Origin of the sequence: Gluconobacter vitians, assembly GCF_015244565.1 — a bacterium.
In the GTDB taxonomy this organism is placed as follows: domain Bacteria; phylum Pseudomonadota; class Alphaproteobacteria; order Acetobacterales; family Acetobacteraceae; genus Gluconobacter; species Gluconobacter vitians.
Map to the genome: position 1 here is coordinate 17,243 of NZ_JABCQG010000004.1, position 19,476 is coordinate 36,718.

At 60.8% G+C, this 19,476-nt stretch carries 16 protein-coding genes; 4 read left to right on the top strand and 12 right to left on the bottom strand.

Going from position 1 to position 19,476, the window contains the following annotated elements; genetic code table 11:
* Positions 1 to 33: 33 nt before the first annotated feature.
* Together ade and panC are read right to left on the bottom strand one after the other, a co-directional pair.
* Complete coding sequence (ade, locus tag HKD24_RS04155; protein WP_194259144.1) at positions 34 to 1,731, bottom strand: adenine deaminase; 1,698 nt, start codon at positions 1,729 to 1,731, stop codon at positions 34 to 36.
* 58 nt (positions 1,732 to 1,789) lie between these two features.
* On the bottom strand, positions 1,790 to 2,617 hold the full coding sequence (gene panC, locus HKD24_RS04160; protein ID WP_194259145.1) for a pantoate--beta-alanine ligase: 828 nt from the start codon (positions 2,615 to 2,617) through the stop codon (positions 1,790 to 1,792).
* A gap of 74 nt (positions 2,618 to 2,691) precedes the next feature.
* Here panC and HKD24_RS04165 point away from each other — a divergent pair, with 74 nt between their 5' ends.
* From HKD24_RS04165 to HKD24_RS04180, 4 genes are all read left to right on the top strand, one after another.
* The gene (locus tag HKD24_RS04165; protein ID WP_194259146.1) at positions 2,692 to 3,915 is read left to right on the top strand and encodes a TIGR03862 family flavoprotein; all 1,224 of its coding nucleotides are present in this window, start codon (positions 2,692 to 2,694) and stop codon (positions 3,913 to 3,915) included.
* 4 nt (positions 3,916 to 3,919) lie between these two features.
* Positions 3,920 to 5,359 carry an ATP-binding protein gene (locus tag HKD24_RS04170; RefSeq protein ID WP_194259147.1) on the top strand — a complete coding sequence of 480 codons (1,440 nt, stop codon included), beginning with the start codon at positions 3,920 to 3,922 and terminating at the stop codon, positions 5,357 to 5,359.
* A 108-nt stretch (positions 5,360 to 5,467) separates the two neighbouring features.
* Positions 5,468 to 7,849, top strand: a complete 2,382-nt coding sequence (locus HKD24_RS04175; protein ID WP_194259148.1) for a TonB-dependent receptor — start codon at positions 5,468 to 5,470, stop codon at positions 7,847 to 7,849.
* A gap of 11 nt (positions 7,850 to 7,860) precedes the next feature.
* Positions 7,861 to 8,967 carry a glycerophosphodiester phosphodiesterase gene (locus HKD24_RS04180; RefSeq protein ID WP_194259149.1) on the top strand — a complete coding sequence of 369 codons (1,107 nt, stop codon included), beginning with the start codon at positions 7,861 to 7,863 and terminating at the stop codon, positions 8,965 to 8,967.
* Between the two features lie 74 nt (positions 8,968 to 9,041).
* Here the strand turns inward: HKD24_RS04180 and HKD24_RS04185 are convergent, their stop codons facing one another.
* From HKD24_RS04185 to HKD24_RS04230, 10 genes are all read right to left on the bottom strand, one after another.
* Positions 9,042 to 9,569: a type 1 glutamine amidotransferase domain-containing protein gene (locus tag HKD24_RS04185; protein ID WP_062508571.1), complete on the bottom strand. Its 528-nt coding sequence runs from the start codon at positions 9,567 to 9,569 to the stop codon at positions 9,042 to 9,044.
* Positions 9,570 to 9,625: 56 nt separating this feature from the next.
* Complete coding sequence (aldA, locus tag HKD24_RS04190) at positions 9,626 to 11,068, bottom strand: aldehyde dehydrogenase (protein WP_062448626.1); 1,443 nt, start codon at positions 11,066 to 11,068, stop codon at positions 9,626 to 9,628.
* A 139-nt stretch (positions 11,069 to 11,207) separates the two neighbouring features.
* Positions 11,208 to 12,080: a LysR family transcriptional regulator gene (locus tag HKD24_RS04195; protein WP_194259150.1), complete on the bottom strand. Its 873-nt coding sequence runs from the start codon at positions 12,078 to 12,080 to the stop codon at positions 11,208 to 11,210.
* Positions 12,081 to 12,132: 52 nt separating this feature from the next.
* A complete protein-coding gene (locus tag HKD24_RS04200; protein ID WP_194259151.1) occupies positions 12,133 to 12,660 on the bottom strand; it encodes a YaiI/YqxD family protein in 528 nt (175 codons plus the stop codon).
* A 3-nt stretch (positions 12,661 to 12,663) separates the two neighbouring features.
* Positions 12,664 to 13,200 (bottom strand): gluconokinase, encoded by a 537-nt coding sequence (locus HKD24_RS04205; protein ID WP_194259152.1) that lies wholly within the window; start codon positions 13,198 to 13,200, stop codon positions 12,664 to 12,666.
* A 2-nt stretch (positions 13,201 to 13,202) separates the two neighbouring features.
* Entirely contained in the window at positions 13,203 to 13,898 is a 696-nt protein-coding gene (gene rpiA, locus HKD24_RS04210) for a ribose-5-phosphate isomerase RpiA (RefSeq protein ID WP_174787384.1), read from the bottom strand.
* Positions 13,895 to 14,635, bottom strand: a complete 741-nt coding sequence (gene pgl, locus HKD24_RS04215) for a 6-phosphogluconolactonase (RefSeq protein ID WP_194259153.1) — start codon at positions 14,633 to 14,635, stop codon at positions 13,895 to 13,897. Before pgl ends, rpiA begins: the two co-directional genes overlap by 4 nt.
* Positions 14,632 to 15,492 carry a Cof-type HAD-IIB family hydrolase gene (locus tag HKD24_RS04220; protein ID WP_194259154.1) on the bottom strand — a complete coding sequence of 287 codons (861 nt, stop codon included), beginning with the start codon at positions 15,490 to 15,492 and terminating at the stop codon, positions 14,632 to 14,634. Before HKD24_RS04220 ends, pgl begins: the two co-directional genes overlap by 4 nt.
* 106 nt (positions 15,493 to 15,598) lie before the next feature.
* Positions 15,599 to 16,597, bottom strand: a complete 999-nt coding sequence (gene gnd, locus HKD24_RS04225; protein WP_194259155.1) for a phosphogluconate dehydrogenase (NAD(+)-dependent, decarboxylating) — start codon at positions 16,595 to 16,597, stop codon at positions 15,599 to 15,601.
* Between the two features lie 3 nt (positions 16,598 to 16,600).
* The gene (locus HKD24_RS04230) at positions 16,601 to 19,474 is read right to left on the bottom strand and encodes a bifunctional transaldolase/phosoglucose isomerase (RefSeq protein ID WP_194259156.1); all 2,874 of its coding nucleotides are present in this window, start codon (positions 19,472 to 19,474) and stop codon (positions 16,601 to 16,603) included.
* Between the last annotated feature and the right edge of the window lie 2 nt (positions 19,475 to 19,476).

Here is a 19,476-nt window from a genome sequence, read left to right on the forward strand (position 1 = left end):
GTTTGGAAATGACTGCCTGACGGCAGCCATTTCTTACACGATGGTCATGGTCCGGACGTCGATCATCCCAAAATCCGTGATCTTGAGATGAGGAATAACCGGCAGTGGAAGAAACGCCAGTTGCAGGAATGGTTCTTCCAGAACCACCCCCATGTCCCTGGCCGCTTTCCGCAGAACGATGAGATCGTCCCGTACCTGTTCGTAAGGCGCATCACTCATCAGGCCGGCCACCGAAAGACGCAGTTCTGCCAGTATCTTACCATCGCGAACCGCGACGAAACCGCCACCGGTTTTCTCCAGATGGTTCACCGCACAGGCCATGTCGGCATCGTTAGTTCCAACGACGCAGATATTATGGCTGTCATGGCCTACGGACGAGGCCAACGCCCCGTCTGTCAGACCAAAACCCCGCACAAAACCCCGCCCGATATTGTCGTTATGTCCATGCCGCGCCACGACGCACACCTTGGCGATATCCTGAGCGGGATCGGCCAGAACACATCCATCTTTTTCCGGCAGATCCAGACGCAGGAAATCCGTGATGATTTGCCCCGGAATCAGTCCCATAACCGGGCGATCTGCACCGTTCCCTTCGATACGCATGTCCTGCGCCGTGACAGGGTGAGGCAGCTTCACGCTTTCCAACCCGACAGGCGATATGATCTCACGACCGGCAAACAGCGCATCATTCACGAGACGTCCGGCGGAAATGACGTCCGACACCTGACAGCGCTCCAGATCATCGAGCAGGACGATATCCGCGCGCTTTCCCGGAGCAATCTGTCCCCGGTCCTTCAAACCAAAAGCCGTTGCGGCAGACAGTGACGCAGCCCGATAGGCAGCCAGCGGCTCAACGCCAAGCTCGATCGCCCGGCGGATAAGAAAATCCAGATGCCCCTCATGGGCGATTTCAAGCGGATTGCGGTCATCAGTGCAGAACGCGAAGAACGGCGAGGTCGCGACATTCAGCAACGGCACCAGTGCTTCAAGATCCTTGCAGACCGATCCTTCCCGGATCAGGACCGCCATGCCCTTACGGATTTTTTCCAGCGCTTCGTCTGCAGCCGTGGCTTCGTGATCAGTTGAAATACCGGCTGCCAGATAGCCGTTCAGGGCCTTGCCGCGCATGAGCGGTGCGTGACCGTCGATATGCCCGTTCGCAAAAGCGGCCAGCTTTTCCACGCAACCCGGATCACCATTCAGAACACCTGGAATGTTCATGAACTCGGCGAGACCGATCACTTTCGGATGGTCCCGATAAGCCAGCAAATCATCCACGTTCAGAACCGCGCCCGATGTTTCCATGGACGTAGCCGGCACGCAGCTTGAGAGATTGACGCGCAGATCCATGATGGTCCGCTCGGCAGCGGCCAGAAAATAATCGAACGCCGCACGTCCCAGCACATTGGCCATTTCATGCGGATCACAGATGGCTGTCGTCACGCCATGCGGCAGGACGCAGCGATCAAACTCGAAGGGTGTGACGAGCGAGGATTCCACGTGCAGATGGGTATCGATGAAGCCCGGAACGGCAATCCGGCCTGCGCCGTCAATCGTCTGCACGCCTTCGTATTCACCGTAAGTCCCGACAATCCTGTCACCACAGATGGCGATATCGGTCGGGATGAGATCGCCCGTGACCAGATCGAACAGCCGGACGTTCCGGATGACCAGATCGGCGGGTTCGTGGCCCTGCCCCTGGGCCACGCGACGCATGATGGTTTTCTGCATGCCTGAAATCCTCCGTACGTCAGCAGTGCATGCTTATACCGCACGAAGGGTGAGCAACTCAAAGCGGCATGTTGTCGATCAGCCGGACCTCCCCGGCCTGCACAGCCAGAAGCGCCAGCGCGTTATCGGAACAGGGCTGTTCGCGGCGGAACGTGTCTGCGTTCACAACCGTCGCATAGTCGATATCCGGAAGTCCGGCTTCGGTCAGGACCGCGCGCATGGCATTTTCCAGAATGTCCACATCACGCTCGCCATTGCGGAACAGGCGCGCGGCTTTCTGCAAAGCCTGAAACAGGGCTGGCGCTTTCTGGCGGTTTTCAGTTGTCAGGCGTACATTACGGCTGGAACGCGCAAGCCCATCCGCTTCACGCGCGATATCGCAGACCACGATTTCAACCGGAATATCCAGATCCGCCACAAAGCGGCGCACAACCGCGCATTGCTGGGCATCCTTCTGCCCGAAATAGGCCCGCTGCGGCTGGACGATGTTAAACAGTTTGGTCACCACCGTCGCCACACCGGAAAAATGTCCGGGGCGGGACTGGCCTTCGAGTTCATCCGCAACGCCGCCGACTTCAATCCGGGTGACAGAACCGGGCGGATAGAGCACATCGGGCGTCGGCAGAAACACCAGATCAGCCCCGGCTTCTTTCAGAAGGGTCAGATCACGCTCGGGATCACGGGGATAGGACGCATAATCCTCATTCGGGCCGAACTGCGTGGGATTGACGAAAATACTGACAGCCACCGCGCCATTTTCCGCCTTCGCCCGCCGGACCAGCCCGAGATGGCCTTCATGCAGAAATCCCATGGTCGGAACGAAACCCAAGGTCGGATAAGCCGTCCGCGCTGCACGAAATGCCCCGATTGTCTCAAAAACCTGCATATCATGTCCCTTTCCCGCCAGAACTGCGGGCGCGGAGCCTGACAAACCCTGTTCCACATGGCAATCAGGCGCTTATGAATGCTGCTCCCCCTTCCCCATCCGTTGCTATTATCGGAGCCGGTCCCGCCGGACTGTTCGCGGCAGAAATCCTGTCCGCGCGGGGATGCAGGGTGCAGGTTTTCGACCGGATGCCGAGCGTAGGACGCAAGCTCCTCATGGCAGGACGCAGCGGCCTGAACCTGACGCATTCGGAGCCCTTGGACCGCTTTCTGAGCCGCTACGGCAAAGCACGGAACTGGCTCGAACCTGCCATCCGCGCGTTTCCGCCATCCGCTTTGACAAAATGGGCCGAAGGACTGGGACAGCCCTGCTTTTCCGGCTCCTCAGGACGTGTCTTCCCTACGGCCATGAAAGCCACTCCCCTGCTGCGCGCTTGGCTCCAGCGGCTGACGGAACAGGGCGTCCAGATCCACACCCGACATCGCTTTAGGGGCTGGGATGGCGTAAGTTTGCTGTTCGAGACGGCGGACGGTCAGATATCCGTCAGAGCGGATGCGACCATTCTGACAATGGGAGGCGCAAGCTGGTCCCGGCTGGGTTCGGATGGACGCTGGGCGGATTTCATGACGGGTGAGACAGCGCCTTTCGCTCCCGCGAATTGTGGTTTCCTGCCCGACTGGCCCTCCGATTTCGCGGCGCGGCACGAAGGCAGCGTGCTTCATTCCGTGGGTTTAAACTTCGGCACGCGCCAGACCCGTGGCGACCTGACCATCACATCCCGCGGGCTGGAAGGCTCGGCGCTCTACGTGCTCTCGGCGGATCTACGGGACAAAATCACGATCGAAAAACGCGCAGTTCTTACGCTCGACCTGCGCCCCACGCTTTCAGTGGACGACATTCTGAAACGCCTGTTGGCCCAGCGGGAGCGCGAGAGCCAGAGCAACCGGCTACGCAAGGCCCTGTCGCTGGATGCCCCCTCCCGCGACCTTCTGAAGTCCGCCACCCCGAAAGACGCTACCCCGCTCCAGCTTGCTCAGACAATCAAGGTCCTTCCCCTGCCACTGATCGGTATGGACGCGCTTGATCGCGCCATCTCCACAGCCGGCGGCGTGCGTCAGGATGCCGTGGACGAGCGGTTCATGCTGAAATCCCGCCCCGGTGTTTTCGTGGCAGGCGAAATGCTGGACTGGGAGGCGCCCACGGGCGGCTATCTGCTTCAGGGGTGTTTTTCCACGACCCATGCTGCGGCAAATGGCGTCCTTGGGTGGCTAGAATCGTCCAATTCCGCTATCGCCTGACGCCATGACATCCATCGTTCTCGGACAGGGCCGCGACGGCTCCGACACCTGCATTGATCTGCCGGAACTCCTGGCCACGCGCCTGCTGGTCCAGGGCAATTCCGGCTCGGGAAAATCGCATCTCCTGCGGCGCCTGCTGGAGCAGACGGCCACCCTCGTCCAGCAGGTCATGATCGATCCGGAAGGCGATTTCGTTACCCTGGCCGACCATTACGGCCATTTGGTGATCGATGTTGAAGACCAGTCCGAAGCCAGTCTGCGCGCTGCCGGCGAACGCGTGCGCGCCCATCGCGCGTCCGTGGTGCTGAACCTTGAGCAGGTCGAAGCGGAAATGCAGCTTCGGGCAGCCGGCGCGTTCCTTAACGGCATGTTCGAGGCCCCGCGCGCGCACTGGTATCCGGTTCTCGTCGTGGTCGATGAAGCCCAGCTTTTTGCGCCTGTCGCGGGCGGCGACACGTCCGACGAAGCCCGACGCCTGTCCCTCGGGGCCATGACGAACCTCATGTGCCGTGGCCGAAAGCGTGGGCTGGCCGGTGTGATCGCAACGCAGCGTCTGGCCAAGCTGGCCAAGAACGTCGCGGCCGAGGCATCCAACTTCCTGATGGGCCGGACCTTCCTTGATATCGACATGGCGCGTGCGGCCGATCTTCTGGGCATGGAGCGCCGGGCGGCGGAGTCCTTCCGGGATCTGGCGCGCGGTCAGTTCATGGCACTCGGACCGGCCCTGAGCCGCCGTCCGAAGCTCGTGACCATCGGTCCCGTCACGACAGCCAGCCATGCCACCGGCCCGGTTCTCGTACCGCTCGAACCGGTCTCGGCCGAAGACCTGCGGGACATCATTCTCGAACCGGTTCAGGAATTCACGCCCCGTCCCCGCCGAGACTCCCGCCCGCCCCCGCCGGACCTTCTGGCACAGCTCGATGCTTATGGGGCCGAGCGCGAGGCCGAAGAACCCGCTCCCGCAGCAGCTGCAGTAGAGGCTGATCCCGATCAGCTTTGGGAACTGGTCGCCGAGGTCGTGGGCGGTGAAGGCTCGGACTACAAGCCGCTGGCCACGCTGTATCAGGACTTCCAGCTCCGGGCACGAATTCAGGGTCTGTCGCGCAATGTGCTGGAACTGGGCCCTTTTCACCGGATGCTGGCCACCATCCGCGCCGGGCTGAACCGCGAGCGTTCCGAGAGCGATGACTGGAAGCAGGCTCAAACCATCGCTGCGACCCTGCCTGAAGACGTGCAAGGCGTCTTCCTGCTCCTCGCCCGCACGGCGCTGGACGGCGAAACCTGCCCGGGCGACGAGGCTCTGGCCCGCGCCTATGGCACGCACTCGCTGGGCCGCGCCCGCCGGCAACTGAACTATCTGGAGGAGCGCGAAGTCATCGTCCTTCAGGATACGCCGTTGGGCCGTCGCGTGGCGATCGTCGGGCTGGGATGGCAGACAGCCTGACTGTCATCATTCTGTCACGCCACGTTCACAGGAGCTTCACACGCAGTTCTTTAAGGAAAGATTAGTTTTCGCCGCGTTCGATCTCTTCTCCTTCCGGAAAGACTTTCAATGCCACGCAACCTGCTGCGTTCCCGCCTGCTTCTGACCGTTTTCTGCTCGCCATTTGCGCTGGCTGCAGCTTTTTCCCCCTCTGCCGATGCAGCAACGGCAGCCGCAAAGAAAACCACAGCTGCCCGGCATGATGCCAAACACAGGGCCAAGGCTGAAGCCGTCGCCGGTGGCAGCGAACAGCTCGTCATCACTGCACGCCGCACCCGTTCCGAACAGGCTCTGGGCCGTGTGCAGCTCCAGCGGATCCTGCCGGGCGTGAACCCGGTCAAGGCGCTCGAAATCCTGCCGGGCGTCGTGTTCAACAACGCCGATCCCTGGGGCAACAACGAGCAGAACTCCTCGCTCTACGTCCACGGCTTCAACCAGAACCAGCTTGGCTACACGCTCGACGGCATTCCCCTCGGCGATCAGGCCTATGGCAACTATAACGGCCTGTCCCCGCAGCGCGCGGCCATCAGCGAGAACATCGGTTCGGCGTCGGTCTCTTCGGGTGCCGGTGCGCTTGGCACGGCGTCCACGTCCAACCTTGGTGGTACGCTCCAGTTCACGACGCAGGACCCGCTGAGAAAGCGTGGCGCGCAGATAGAACAGGTTTTCGGCAGCTGGTCCACGTTCCGGACCTTCGCCCGCCTCGATACGGGTGAGTTCGGCCACGGCAACTCGGCCTATGTCTCGTTCTCCCGTCAGGATGCCCGCGCCTGGGACTTTGCCGGTCATCAGGGTGGCTATCAGGTCAATGCGAAGTTCGTGCACAACAGCGAGCACGATCACTTCTCGACCTTCTTCGACTGGTCCCAGAAGGTCGAACCCAATGAAGACAGCGTTACGCTGCCGCAGGGTTACGGCATCTATGTCCGTCCGTTCACCTATCCGAATTTCAACTATGCCAAGGCCAACGCCAATGCGGTCGGCCTGAACTATCGCAATTACTATTCAGCGGCCCAGCGCGAGGATTTCCTCGCCTATTCCAAGTGGACGCATGATTTCAGCGAAAACCTGCACTGGGATAACAGCATCTATTATCACCATGATCTGGGTGAAGGTGTCGTGGCCGGTCCGATTTCTGCCGCCGGTCTGCCGACGCTGTTCGCTGCCTATTATCCGGGTCAGGATCTGAACACCGTCTTCGGTGGTTCGGGATACGCCACACGGACCACGGAATACTGGGACAACCGCGGTGGCCTGATGTCCACGCTGCGCTACCATCTCGGCAAGCACTCCATCGAACTGGGTGGCTGGTATGAGCGCAACAACAACACGCAGGCCCGTCGCTGGTATCCGCTGGACGCCAACAACCCGACCACACCTTACGAGCGCCAGCAGAAGGCCCTGATCGACCAGTACACCAACAATTTCTACACCAACACATTCGTCACACATCTGCAGGACAACTGGCAGATTTCGAAAAACTTCTCCCTGATGGCGGGCTTCAAGTCCGAGCTGGTCTATACGAACGGCACCCTGCCGGTCGCTGCAAAGCCGGGCTCGCTCTCCCCGTCCTATGCCGTGACGGCACCGGGTGGCGAGATCGACGCCGCCAAGCCGTTCCTGCCCGCTTTCGGCGCGGTCTGGGACATCACGAAGCATGAACAGTGGTTCGCCAACATCCAGGAAAACATGCGTTCCTTCCAGGACGCAGGTTACGGCAACGCGACCCCATGGGGCGCCACCAGCCAGGCCGCTTTCGAAGAATTCAAGAAGAACGGCAAGCCCGAAACCTCATGGACGTATGAGACCGGCCTGCGTGAGCACCGCCAGATCCATCTCGGCCCGCTGACGGCGATCGAAGGTCAGGTCGAGTACTATCACGTCCACTTCTCGAACCGTCTTCTGGCTGTTGCGACGACGCAGACGCTGTCGTCCATCATCGGCTCGGCCACCACACTTGCAAATGTGGGCTCGGTCACGACGGATGGTATGGACTTCTCCTTCACCACCCATTTCGGTCCGCATTTCTCGCTGTATAACGCGCTGTCCTACAACAAGTCCGTTTACAACGATAACTACAGCACGGGCTCCAGCATCATCCATACGGCTGGCAAGAACGTCGTCGGAATGCCGGACTGGTCGGAGAAGTTCGTCTTCACCACCAATTGGGGCAACGCCTATGGCCAGTTCATCGGTGATGTCATCGGCAAGCGCTATGCGACCTACACCAACGACATGTGGGCCGCGCCTTACGCCCAGTTCAACCTGAATGCGGGTTACACCTTCCGAAACATCCCGCATCTGGCATCCCTGAAAGTGCAGGGCAACATTACCAACCTGACAAACACCAAGGGATGGTCCACGATCAACGCGACCCAGACTTCGGGTCAGTTCTCGGCCTATCCCATCGCGCCGCGCATGTTCTTCCTGAGCATCAGCGCCGCCCTGTAAGGAGTTCCGTCATGCTGTCACGCCGCCGCGCACTGGGCCTGCTGACTGCCGGAGTTCCCGCTCTCCACCTGCGGGCGAAGGCGGCGCCGTCACTGGCGCCCAAGCCCCTCGTGTTCGCCCATCGCGGGGCCTCGGCCCTGCGTCCGGAGCACACCCTGGCCTCCTATGCCCGAGCCATGATGGATGGTGCGGATTTCATCGAGCCTGATCTTGTCATGACAAAGGACGGCCACCTGGTCGTCCGCCATGAGAGCAACATCGCCGACACAACGGACGTGGCGGACCATCCGGAATTCGCGTCCCGTCATCGGACGCTGAAGATCGACGGAAAAAATGAAACCGGCTGGTTCACCACAGACTTCACACTGGCCGAACTCAAGACCCTTCGTGCCCGCGAGCGTCTTTCCACGATCCGGGTCCACAACACCCGCTATGACGACCATTTCGAAATCCCGACCTTCGAGGAAGTCATCGAGCAGGTCGCCGCTCAGTCAGCTGCGACGGGCAAGGTCTTTGGCCTCGTGCCGGAAATCAAGCATTCCACGCATTTCAACAGCCTCGGCCTGAACCCCGAAGCCGCATTCCTGCGGACCATCGCCGCCCATGATTACACCCGGCAGGCCCCGCTGGAGCTCCAGTCTTTTGAGACCGGCAATCTGGGCCGCATCCGGGCGGACGTCCTGTCCATCAACCCGCAGGCGCGTCTGATGCTGCTTATGGGCGAGCGCAAGGACGTCCCGCCGGATCTTCTGGCAGCCGGCAAGAGCACGACATTCGGGGATCTCATGACGCCGGAAGGCCTCAAGGAAATCCGCCGCTATGCCGACGTGATTGGTCCCTCCAACACGGACCTGATCCCGCGTGACAGCAAGGGAGCCTGGCTTGAGCCTTCCACGCTCGTAACGGATGCCCATAAGGCCGGACTGCTGGTCCATTCCTATACGGCACGGCCGGAAAACCACTTCCTCCCGGCCCAGCTTCGCAGCGATGCCGGAGACGCAGCCCGCAACCCCAGAGGCATGATCGCGGAAGTCCGCCGCTATCTGGATATGGGGATCGACGGCTTCTTTACGGATGATCCCGCACTGGGACGCATTGCCGTGAAGGGCACGATCTGAAAGCTGTTGCCCCACAAAAAAAAGGAGGCCTCTCTGACCGGGAGAGCCTCCTTTTTCGTGACCTGACAGAAATCTCAGGCGATCTTGAAATGCTTGATGATCGCCTTGTTGAAAGCCGGAATATCATCCGGGCAGCGTGAGAAAACATAAGGTCCATCAACAACGACCTCATTATCCACCCAGGATGCGCCGGCATTTTCCAGATCCGTCCGGATAGCCGGCCAGGACGTAACGGTCCGACCTTTCAGTTCATTCACTTCAATCAGCGTCTGCGCGCCGTGGCAGATAGCGGCGATCGGCTTGTTCGCTTTCACGAAAGCACGGGCGAATGCCACGACATCCTTGTTCATCCGTAGCGCATCCGGAGAGGCCAGACCACCCGGAAGCAGAAGCGCGTCATAATCCTCGGCCTTTGCATCGGCAATTGCCAGATCGGCGCGGATCTTGTTGGACGGATAGATGTCCTTGTTCACGGCCTGGAATTCCCCTGCCTTAAGGGAAATGACCGTGACGGTCGCACCGGCTTTTTCCAGCGCTTCCTGCGGGCCCGTCAGTTCGATTTCTTCGAGGCCGTCAGTGGCCAGTGCAGCGACTTTTACCATGATTGCGGTCCTTTCAGAGAATGCGGGCGACGGAAAGGCCGCCGCCCGTCAAAGAGTTATGCGTTGAGATAGATGGTCTTGGTCTGGACATAGGCTTCCATACCGTGCTGTCCGTCCTCGCCGCCCAGGCCACTTTCCTTGTAGCCGTGGTGGAAGCCCTGCGGCGCCTCACCACCCGGACGGTTCACATAGACCTCACCGAATTCCAGATCGCGGGTCATACGCAGGATCCGGCTCAGATCATTGGTGAAGAGATAGGCCGACAGGCCGTAGCGGCAGTCATTGGCCCAGGCGATCGCCTGATCGAAATCCTTCACACGGATCAGCGACATGACCGGACCGAACACCTCGTTATGAACGATGTCCATGTCCTGCGTGACATCCGTCAGCAGCGTCGGGGCATAGAAATAGCCCTTGTCATACACGCCGCCCGTCAGACGCTTGCCACCAATGGCAAGACGTGCGCCCTGACGGACAGCATGCTCAACCATTTCATGCACCTTGTTGAGCTCATCCTCGCTCACCTTCGGGCCCATATCCGTGGACGGATCCGTCGGCAGGCCGACCTTCAGAGCCTCGATCTTCTCGCGGACCTTCTGGACGAACTTGTCGTAAACGGCCTCGTGGATATAGGTGCGCTCGTTGCAGGTGCAGACCTGACCGGCATTGTTGAAGCGCGCCGTGACTGCGGCATCGGCTGCACGGTCGATATCGGCATCTTCCATGACCATGAACGGTGCCTTGCCGCCCAGTTCAAGCCGGACTTCCTTCAGCGTCTCGGACGCAGCGGCCATGATCTTCTTACCGGCCGGGGTCGAGCCCGTCATCGTGATGAGCTTGATGTCCTTATGCGCGACCAGCGGCACACCGACATCCTTGCCATCACCCGTCACGACATTGATGACGCCATGCGGAATCTTGGCTTCCTCGACCAGCTTCGCCAAATGCAAGCAGGCCAGCGGCGTCAGTTCATGCGGCTTGACGACAATCGTATTACCCGCGGCCACAGCCGGGCCGATTTTGCGGGCACACAGGGCCAGCGGGAAGTTCCAGGCCGTGATCGCGCCAATAACGCCCAGCGGCACACGGTCGATCAGGATCTTTTCTTCCGGAGAGCTGCCGGGGATGATCTCACCCTGAAGCCGCAGCACGTTCTCGGCTGAGAAACGCAGCAGACCAATCGCAAAATCCACCTCGATCCGGGCTTCCTTCAGCGGCTTACCCATTTCGGACGTTATAATGGCGGCCAGCTTTTCCTTGTCGCGCTTCACTAGATCCTTGAGCGCGTGGATGTAATCGGCACGCTCGGTTGCCGTACGGCGGCTCCAGCCAATGAAAGCCGATTTTGCAGCGGAAACAGCCGCATCCACATCAGCCTGACCGCCCTTGGCGACTTCGGCGACGACGGCTTTGGTGGCCGGGTTTTCAACCTTGATCCACTCTCCGCCCTTCGGTGCGACCCAGCTTCCATTGATGAAGAGATTGTTTTTCTCAGTCATGAAGGTTCCTGCATTTTCTGTGTGGCGACCATGCGCTCCGTGATGAAACAGACGCATCAGCCAACCAGCAGTTCATTCGATGACCGTAAGGTGCAGGTATTCTTCCATAATAAAAAGTGATGATTCGTAAGCTCAGGACTCACTTTTTGTGAGTGTCCGGATGTGTTGGCGCATGGTCCAGAAATCTCCGCCCCAGATCATTCATTCCCGGCTCACGCCAGATGAAATAGACCTCGCTGCCCTTCAGATCTTCCGGGTACGCAAACACGATCCCTTCACGGCGCCGTCTTTTCACCTGCGAGAGGATACTGTGCGGAACGCAGGAAATGCCCAGTCCCGCCTGAACGCAGGCAAGGATGACGTCATAGGATTCGACCGTGTGGATAATCGCATTCGAGACGCCATGCCGCTCAAGCCAGGTCTCGAAATAGCGCCGGTAAAAGCAGTCGGTGTTGAACAGGAAAACGTGCTGCCCGTCCCGCGCGCCCTTCTGTCCTTCCGGCATGGCAAGAGCCAGTTTCTCGCGAAAGGCAAAGCGGCTTTCCATCAGGGGATGAACGATCGGCCCGTCCGTCAGCGCAAGATCAATCTCCCCATCCGCCAGCATCCGCTCCAGCGTGTAGGTCGGGCGCAGGAACATCTTCAGTTCCACGCCGGGACAGGCCGTCAGAAAATCCGGTACGATCTTCGGCAGATAGCCTTCAAGCGCCACATCCAGCGCGCCAATATTCAGGATCCCGCGGGGACTGCCCTCGGCGAACAGATCTGTCAGGGACTGCGCCCCGGAGACGACCGGCAGAGCCTGCCGGTAAAAGAGCCGCCCCTCCGGCGTGAGGATCAGACGCCCCTTTTCGCGCAGGAACAATTCCTGCCCGACCAGAAGTTCCAGTTCCTTGAGCCGTGCCGTCACATTGGACGCCACGCAGTTCAGCCGGCGGGAGGCCGCGATGACCGTCCCCTCCTCCACGACGGCACAGAACATTTCAATCTGGGCAAGACGGAGCGGATTCATGGGGAGTCCTCAGCGGGGAAAAGTCATCCGCCGGAAAAACATATCCCCAGAATCAGGGAACATCTCCGGGGAAGGGCCTGTGGATTGTTTGGGAAGAACTGGGGACCGTTCTGGCCAGGGCAGCTTTCCTGCGGAGTCGCACGATGAGTGTATCGAGTGCGGATAAAAACCGGCTCCGATCGGCTTTCCCAAAGGACGGATTATAGGTCGTGACCGTCCCCGTCTCGCGCAGATCCTGCATCAGATCGCGCATGGCCGAGACCATGCCGACAGAGCGTTCGTCGATTTCCTCGCCATTAGGGCGCAGGACGGAAGCCTGCTTCGCCAGACAGCGCACAGCGAGCGGAATGTCATTGGTGATGACGATATCCGCAGGCGTTACCTGTTCCGCAATCCAGTCATCCGCCACGTCCGGCCCTTCCGGCACCACGATGCGCTCGATCAGCGGCGATTGCGGAATGTTCATCCAGCTATTGGCGACAATGATCGTCTTAAGGCCGTAGCGTGCCCCGACCCGGTAGATCTCATCCTTGACCGGGCACGCATCGGCATCCACCAGAAGCTGGGTGGTCTCGGCCATGGATCAGTCCTCCGCCTGAAAATGCCGGATCAGCTCCTCCAGCACCACATCGGGGTGCTTCTCGCCCGAAACCCGGATCACCGGCTCGTCGTCGCCAGGAACTTCAAGTGTCGCAAGCTGGCTGGGCAGCAGGCTCGCCGGCATGAAATGCCCTTCCCGGCGCTGCAACCGGTCCGCAAGTTCCTCGGCCGACGTGTCGATATGCACGAACTCGATCGGCAGATCGTCACCGCGAAGCTGCTCACGATAGGAGCGCTTGAGCGCGGAACAGGTCAACACCGCTCCATGTCCGGCCTTCACCTGTTCGCGCAGCCAGTCATGACAGAGCGCAAGCCAGGGGGCACGATCCGCATCGGTCAGCGGCTGGCCGGTGCTCATTTTCTTGACGTTCGCCGGCGGATGCAGTGCATCGCCTTCCTGAAAATGCCAGCCGAGCCGCGTGGCCAGCCCGGTTGCAACCGTTGTCTTGCCTGTCCCCGACACGCCCATGACCACGAGAAAACGTGGTTTCAGTCCCATCTGTGTTTCGTGTTCCGTCATCTTCATGGCTCCCAGTGCTCCACGCCGTCTGGTGTCGCCACCAGAACTTCGGACGCCATGTTGAGAAACATGCCGTGTTCCACGACACCCACAATCCGGTCGATTTTCTCGGCCAGCTTCTCAGGCTCCTCGATCGGACCGAAATGGCAGTCCAGAATCATGTTGCCGGTATCGGTCACAAACAGCGATCCGGCCCGGTCCGTCCTCGGCTTCACGCCACGTGCTCCACAGGCTGCCAGACGTTCTGCCGTGCATTCCCAGCCGAAGGAAATGACTTCCACCGGCACCGGCGCCCGTTCACCCAGCAGATCCACGGGCTTGGTGCCGTCCACGATCACCACGAACCGCTTGGCCGCCTGCGCCACGATCTTCTCGCGTAGCAATGCCCCGCCCAGCCCCTTGATGAGGTTGAGCGAACCGCGCTGGACCTCGTCCGCACCATCAATGGCAATATCAATCCGGCGATGCGCCCCGAAATCGGTCAGCGGAATCCCGGCCTTGAGCGCCTTGTCCTCGCTGTCATCGGAGGTGGGGATGCCGAAGATCTCCAGACCCTCCTTAACACGCTCGCCCAGACGCTCAATCATGTAAGCCGCTGTGCTACCCGTGCCGAGACCCACGACCATGCCGCTCTTGACCATGTCCGCAGCTTCACGCGCTGCCGTGCGCTTGTGAACGTTCATATCCGTTCCGCTCATGCGCCCTCTCCCACCGCAGCGCGGTCTGCAAGAATGACGATCCGTCCTTCGCTCGTCACCCGCGCAGACGGGATGGAACTGTCGCCCTCGACCAGACGCTCCAGCATCTCGACCTTGGAGGCTCCCGTCACGAGGAACACGACTAACGCGCTGGACTGGATGGCGGGATAGGTCAGCGTGATACGTTCATAAGGTGCTGTGGACGGTGCAGCCGTTCCGACCCAGGCCGTCCGCTCCTTCAGAACCGGCTGCCCCGGAAACAGCGAGGCCGTGTGACCATCGGTGCCCAGCCCAAGCATAACCAGATCAAACAGCGGGCGCTCCGGATCGAGCGTCGTTGCGCCATAAGCCATCTGAAGGGTCTTTTCGTAGGCCTTCGCGTCCTCTTCCGCCGTACCACCAGTCGGTATGGCGTGGACATTCTGCGCCGGCACCGGAACGCGGGACAGCAGTACGGACTGACCGACCGTGTGGTTGCTGTCAGCATGACCTTCCGGCACGTGTCGCTCGTCGCCGTAGAAAATCTCGACACGCTCCCACGGGATCAGCTTTGCGCGGGACGGCGTGGCCAGGATCTCGAACAGACGCTTGGGCGTGGAACCGCCGGACAGGGCGACCCGGAACGGGCCATCCGTCTTGGCCTGGATCCCTTCGACGAGAAGATCGGCCATCCGCAGGGCAACGGCTTCTGAATCAGGGAGGGTTTCCAGCGTGGCGGCACGGATGTCGGTGGTCATGGATTGGGAACTCTCGGCAGGATGTAGCGCTCGACGGCCTTGGCCCAGCCATCGCGCTCGTTGGTGTCTGTGAGAACCTGCGCGGCGGCTTTCACATCGTCTTCGGCCTGTCCCATCGCAATGCCCAGTCCCGCGACCGAAAACATCGGCAGGTCGTTATGGGCATCGCCAAGACAGGCAACCTCATGTGGCGCAATGCCATGGGCAAGCGCCAGTTCGCGAATAGCCTCGCCCTTGTTGGCCAGGGCCGGTGTCACGTCGAGAAGAATATCGGAAGAGCGCCGCACGCTCGCATCGCCCTGAAGCATGGCACCAAGCTCGGTCTCGACGTCCTGAAGCAGGCTGGTATCGCTGCTCACGCCCATCACCTTGCCGATCCCTTCGAACTCCTTGCGAAGATCGGGAACCTGATGCGGCGTCAGGCCGGTAATGCCCTGTTCGTGCTGCACGAAGGGCGTATAGGCGTCCTTCACCATCCAGTAGGACTGGCGCAGGAACCAGGTCTCGATCCCGTGCAGGTGCAGCATGTCATGCACGATCGACAGCACATCCGGGGACAGAACACGGCTGACGGAGGTGGTGCCGTCGGGTTTGAAAATGATGCCACCATTGAAGCCGGCATTCTGCCCGGTCAGGCCGAGCTGCCCGATATAGGGAATCATGGCAGCGGGTGGCCGTGCGCTGGCCAGGCAAAGGGGAATCCCGCGCTCCTGAAGCACTTTGACCATGGCCACCGTCGAAGGTGCGATGGTCTTGTCTGGCGTCAGGAGAGTTCCATCCATGTCGGACACGACCATCTTGATGGTCTGTGGCAGTGGCGGGAGAGCCGCATGGATGGCGTCGAGGTCAACGGACATAGGAGCCCCTGTAAAAACCCCCGTCAGAGTCTTTGCGGGGGCTGGCTGGTCATCAATGGCAAAACCATACCCTGCCAGCCAGTCATTGCCCATGAGGGGCGCAGGCTTATTTCTTCTCGACGTGTCCGCCGAAACCGAAACGCTGTGCCGAGAGAATTTTCTCGGCAAAATTATTACCCGACCGCGAACGGAAGCGTGTGAACAGCGCAGCCGTCATGACCGGGGCCGGCACGTCTTCCTCGATAGCGGCTTCGATCGTCCAGCGACCTTCACCGGAATCCGCGACTTCACCGGAGAACTCGTTGAGCGTCTCCGAACGGGTCAGGGCCTCGGCCGTCAGGTCGAGCAGCCAGGACGACACGACACTGCCGCGACGCCAGACTTCCGCAATGTCGCCCATGTTGAGCTCGAACCGGTCCTTTTCCGCAAGGATCGGAGAGTTCTTGCTCTTCATGATGTCGAAGCCTTCGGCGAAGGCCTGCATCATACCGTATTCGATGCCGTTATGGACCATCTTCACAAAATGGCCCGAACCGGCGGGACCACAATGCAGATAGCCCTGCTCGGCCCGCGGATCATGGCCCGCCTCATCACGGCCAGGCGTACGCGTCACATCCCCGATGCCCGGCGCCAGCGCGCTGAGGATCGGATCGATGTATTCGGCGGTCTCTTTCGTGCCGCCGAACATCATGCAGTAGCCGCGTTCCAGACCCCAGACACCGCCTGAAGTCCCGACATCGACATAGGAAATACCCTTTTCAGCCAGTTCGGCCGAACGGCGGACATCGTCCTTGTAGTAGGTGTTGCCGCCATCGATGATGATGTCGCCACGACCCAGAAGGCCACCGAGCTGCTGGACGCAGTCCTCGGTGATGGCGCCGGCCGGCAGCATGACCCACACCACACGGTGCTCGTCGCCTTCAAGGAGCTTCGCCATGTCGGCCAGCGTGTCGGCAGGCGTTGCACGCCCGGCTTCACACCGTCCGACGACCGAGGTGGTCACTTCCGGCGTGCGGTCATGCACGACGACATCATGTCCATGCCGGGTCAGACGGACGGCAATATTGCCGCCCATCCGTCCCAGTCCGATGATTCCGATCCGCATGACTTATGCTCCTGCCAGTGCTTTGTGGATCGCCGTTTCCAGAGCCTTCAGCCCGTCCTCCAGCGGTCCATCGATATGAACGCGGAGGGCACGACGACCACGGGCCGCGAGCACCTCGAAATCGCCTCGCGCCTGTGCCGCTTTCACGACACTGAAGCTGAAGCCATGGCCCGGAACCGGCACATCTGCCGCATCCGTCGCCGTGACCTGCAGGAACACGCCACTATCGGGTCCGCCCTTGTAGGCCTGGCCCGTCGAGTGCAGGAACCGGGGTCCGAATTCGGCAGCTGTCGCCACCTTCAGCGCGTCCCGAAGCTCCATGCGAACGGACTGTGCCCAGTCCCGTGTCTGCTGGTCGCGCCTGATATAGGCGAGCAACCCGACATAGTCACCAGCCTTCACGCGATCGAACAGCGCCTTGAGGATGGAAACCGCATCGCTCTTGTTTGCAAAGGCTTCCGTGTTCTTTTCATCCGCATAGAAGGACAGCGGACCGTCCTTGGCGAATGGTGTTTCCGGCGGCAGCGAACCTGTTTCAGCATAAGCCGAGGTCAGCTTGCGCGTTTCGAGCTTGCTGAATTCCACATCCGGCTGATCGAACGGGTCGATCCCCAGAACGGCGCCTGCCACAGCTGTGGCAAACTCGAACAGGAAGAAGGCCTGCCCGATCTGGGCCTTGTCGGCCAGACGGATGGTGACCACCGGCGCACCGGCGGCACGCAGGGCGCCAAGGCGGCTGTCGGGCACATCATCACCCAGCAGCAGGTCCACGAAGACACGGTCAGTGCCATACATCTCCGGCGTGCCGAGTTCTTCCTCATCAATGGGGATGAGGCCCAGACCTTTTTTGCCCGTGCTCTCGGCGATCAGCTGTTCCAGCCAAGCCCCAAGTGAGGCAATGCCTTCGGACGCCAGGATCGTGACCTTGTCACGATTAAAGCAGTGCGCGGCATGTCCCAGGATCAGACCCAGAACCGCACCCGGATTGGCGGAAGGCGGTGCGCTTCCGTCACAGGACTCCACCATCAGGCGCGTGACCGTCAGCAGCTTGCGGACATCGATGCCGCTCGCAGCTGCCGGGACCAGACCGAAGTTGGACAGAACCGAATAGCGGCCGCCGATTTTCGGATCGCCGTAGAAAATGCGCCAGAAGCCGTTTTCCTCGGCGACCTTCTGCATGTGCGAGCCCGGATCGGTGATGGCGATGAAGCTGTCACCCGGCTTCTTGCCCAGAGCCTGCCCCGCGACCTGCCAGAAATGGGCGAACAGGATGTTCGGCTCCAGCGTGCCGCCGGACTTGCTGGCCACGATGAACAGCGTGTTCTTCGGATCAATGGCTTTTTCGAATGCCGTAACCTGCTGCGGGTCCGTGCTGTCGAGCACATGCAGCTTCGGCCAGCCTTCGCGCTTTCCGAACGTCTCAGCCAGCACCTCGGGACCAAGACTCGAACCACCCATGCCCAGAAGCAGGATGTCCTTGAAGCCGCGACTGCGGACATCGCGGGCCAGAACTTCCAGCTCCTCGATATGCCACAGACGATCCTGCACGACCGTCAGCCAGTTCAGCCACCCGGCTTCCGGACCGTTCGTCCAGACGGACGGGTCCTTCTTCCAGATGCGACGCAGACCGCCACTATGGCTCCAGTCCTTTTCGGCCGCTGCGACGTCATCGCGCAGATCGGGCGGAAGGTCGGCGCTGACCCGCAGGAGACGATCACCCAGCACGGCCTCGCGCTTGGTGGCAACGGCCGTCAGCAGCGTATCGAACGAAACGCTGAATGCCGCACAACCATCCTTGACCAGCTTGGCCGTGATCCCGTCCAGACCCAGTCCAAGACGCTCGGCTTCAGCCATCACATGCCGCGCCTGATCGACGTTCTCCGTCAGGCTTGCACGGGACTTGCCGTGATCGCGATAGGCGTCGAACGTTGCTGGCGGAATGGTGTTGACCGTCTCGGGACCGATCAGCTCCTCGACATACAGGACGTCGGAATAGGCCTTGTCCTTGGTGCCGGTGCTGGCCCACAGCAGGCGCTGCGGATTGGCGTTCTTCTCGGCCAATGCCTTCCAGCGCGGGCTGTTGCGGATTTCCAGATAGTACTGATACGCCATCTTCGCATTGGCGATCGCAACCTTGCCGCGAATGGCCTTCAGGGCTTCGGCTTCCGGATCACCCGCTGCAACGCGACGGTCAATTTCCGCGTCGATCTTGCCGTCGATACGGCTGACAAAGAACGAGGCCACGCTGGAGATGCGCGAGACGTCCTCGCCACGGGCCACACGGGCTTCAAGGCCGGAAATATAGGCTTCCAGAACCGCCTTGTAGGCCTCAAGCGAGAACAGCAGCGTCACGTTGACATTGATGCCGTCCGCAATGGCCTCGCGGATGGCACCCGTGCCTTCTGCCGTGCCCGGGATCTTGATCATCAGGTTCTGGCGCCCGACCGCTTTCCACAGACGGCGCGCTTCGGTGATGGTGCCGTGAGCGTCGAAAGCCAGATAGGGCGAGACTTCAAGGCTGACATAGCCGTCCATCCCCTTGGTCTTTTCGAACACCGGATCGAGCACCGCGCAGGCTGCACGGATGTCGTCAATCGCCAGATGTTCGTACAGTTCGCCCGGAGAGAGCCCCTCACCTTCGAGCAGCTTGCGGATCTGCGGATCGTATTCCGTGCCGTGACCGATGGCCTTTTCGAAGATGGCCGGGTTGGACGTCACGCCACGCAGGCCGTCCTCGTCCACCAGCTTACGGAGGCTGCCATTCTCCGTGAAGCTGCGCTGGATGAAGTCCAGCCAGGGAGACTGCCCGTATTTCTCAAGGTCGCGCAGCACGCTGCCGACTTCGTTCAGACCGGTATTGGAGATTGTGTCTGCCACAG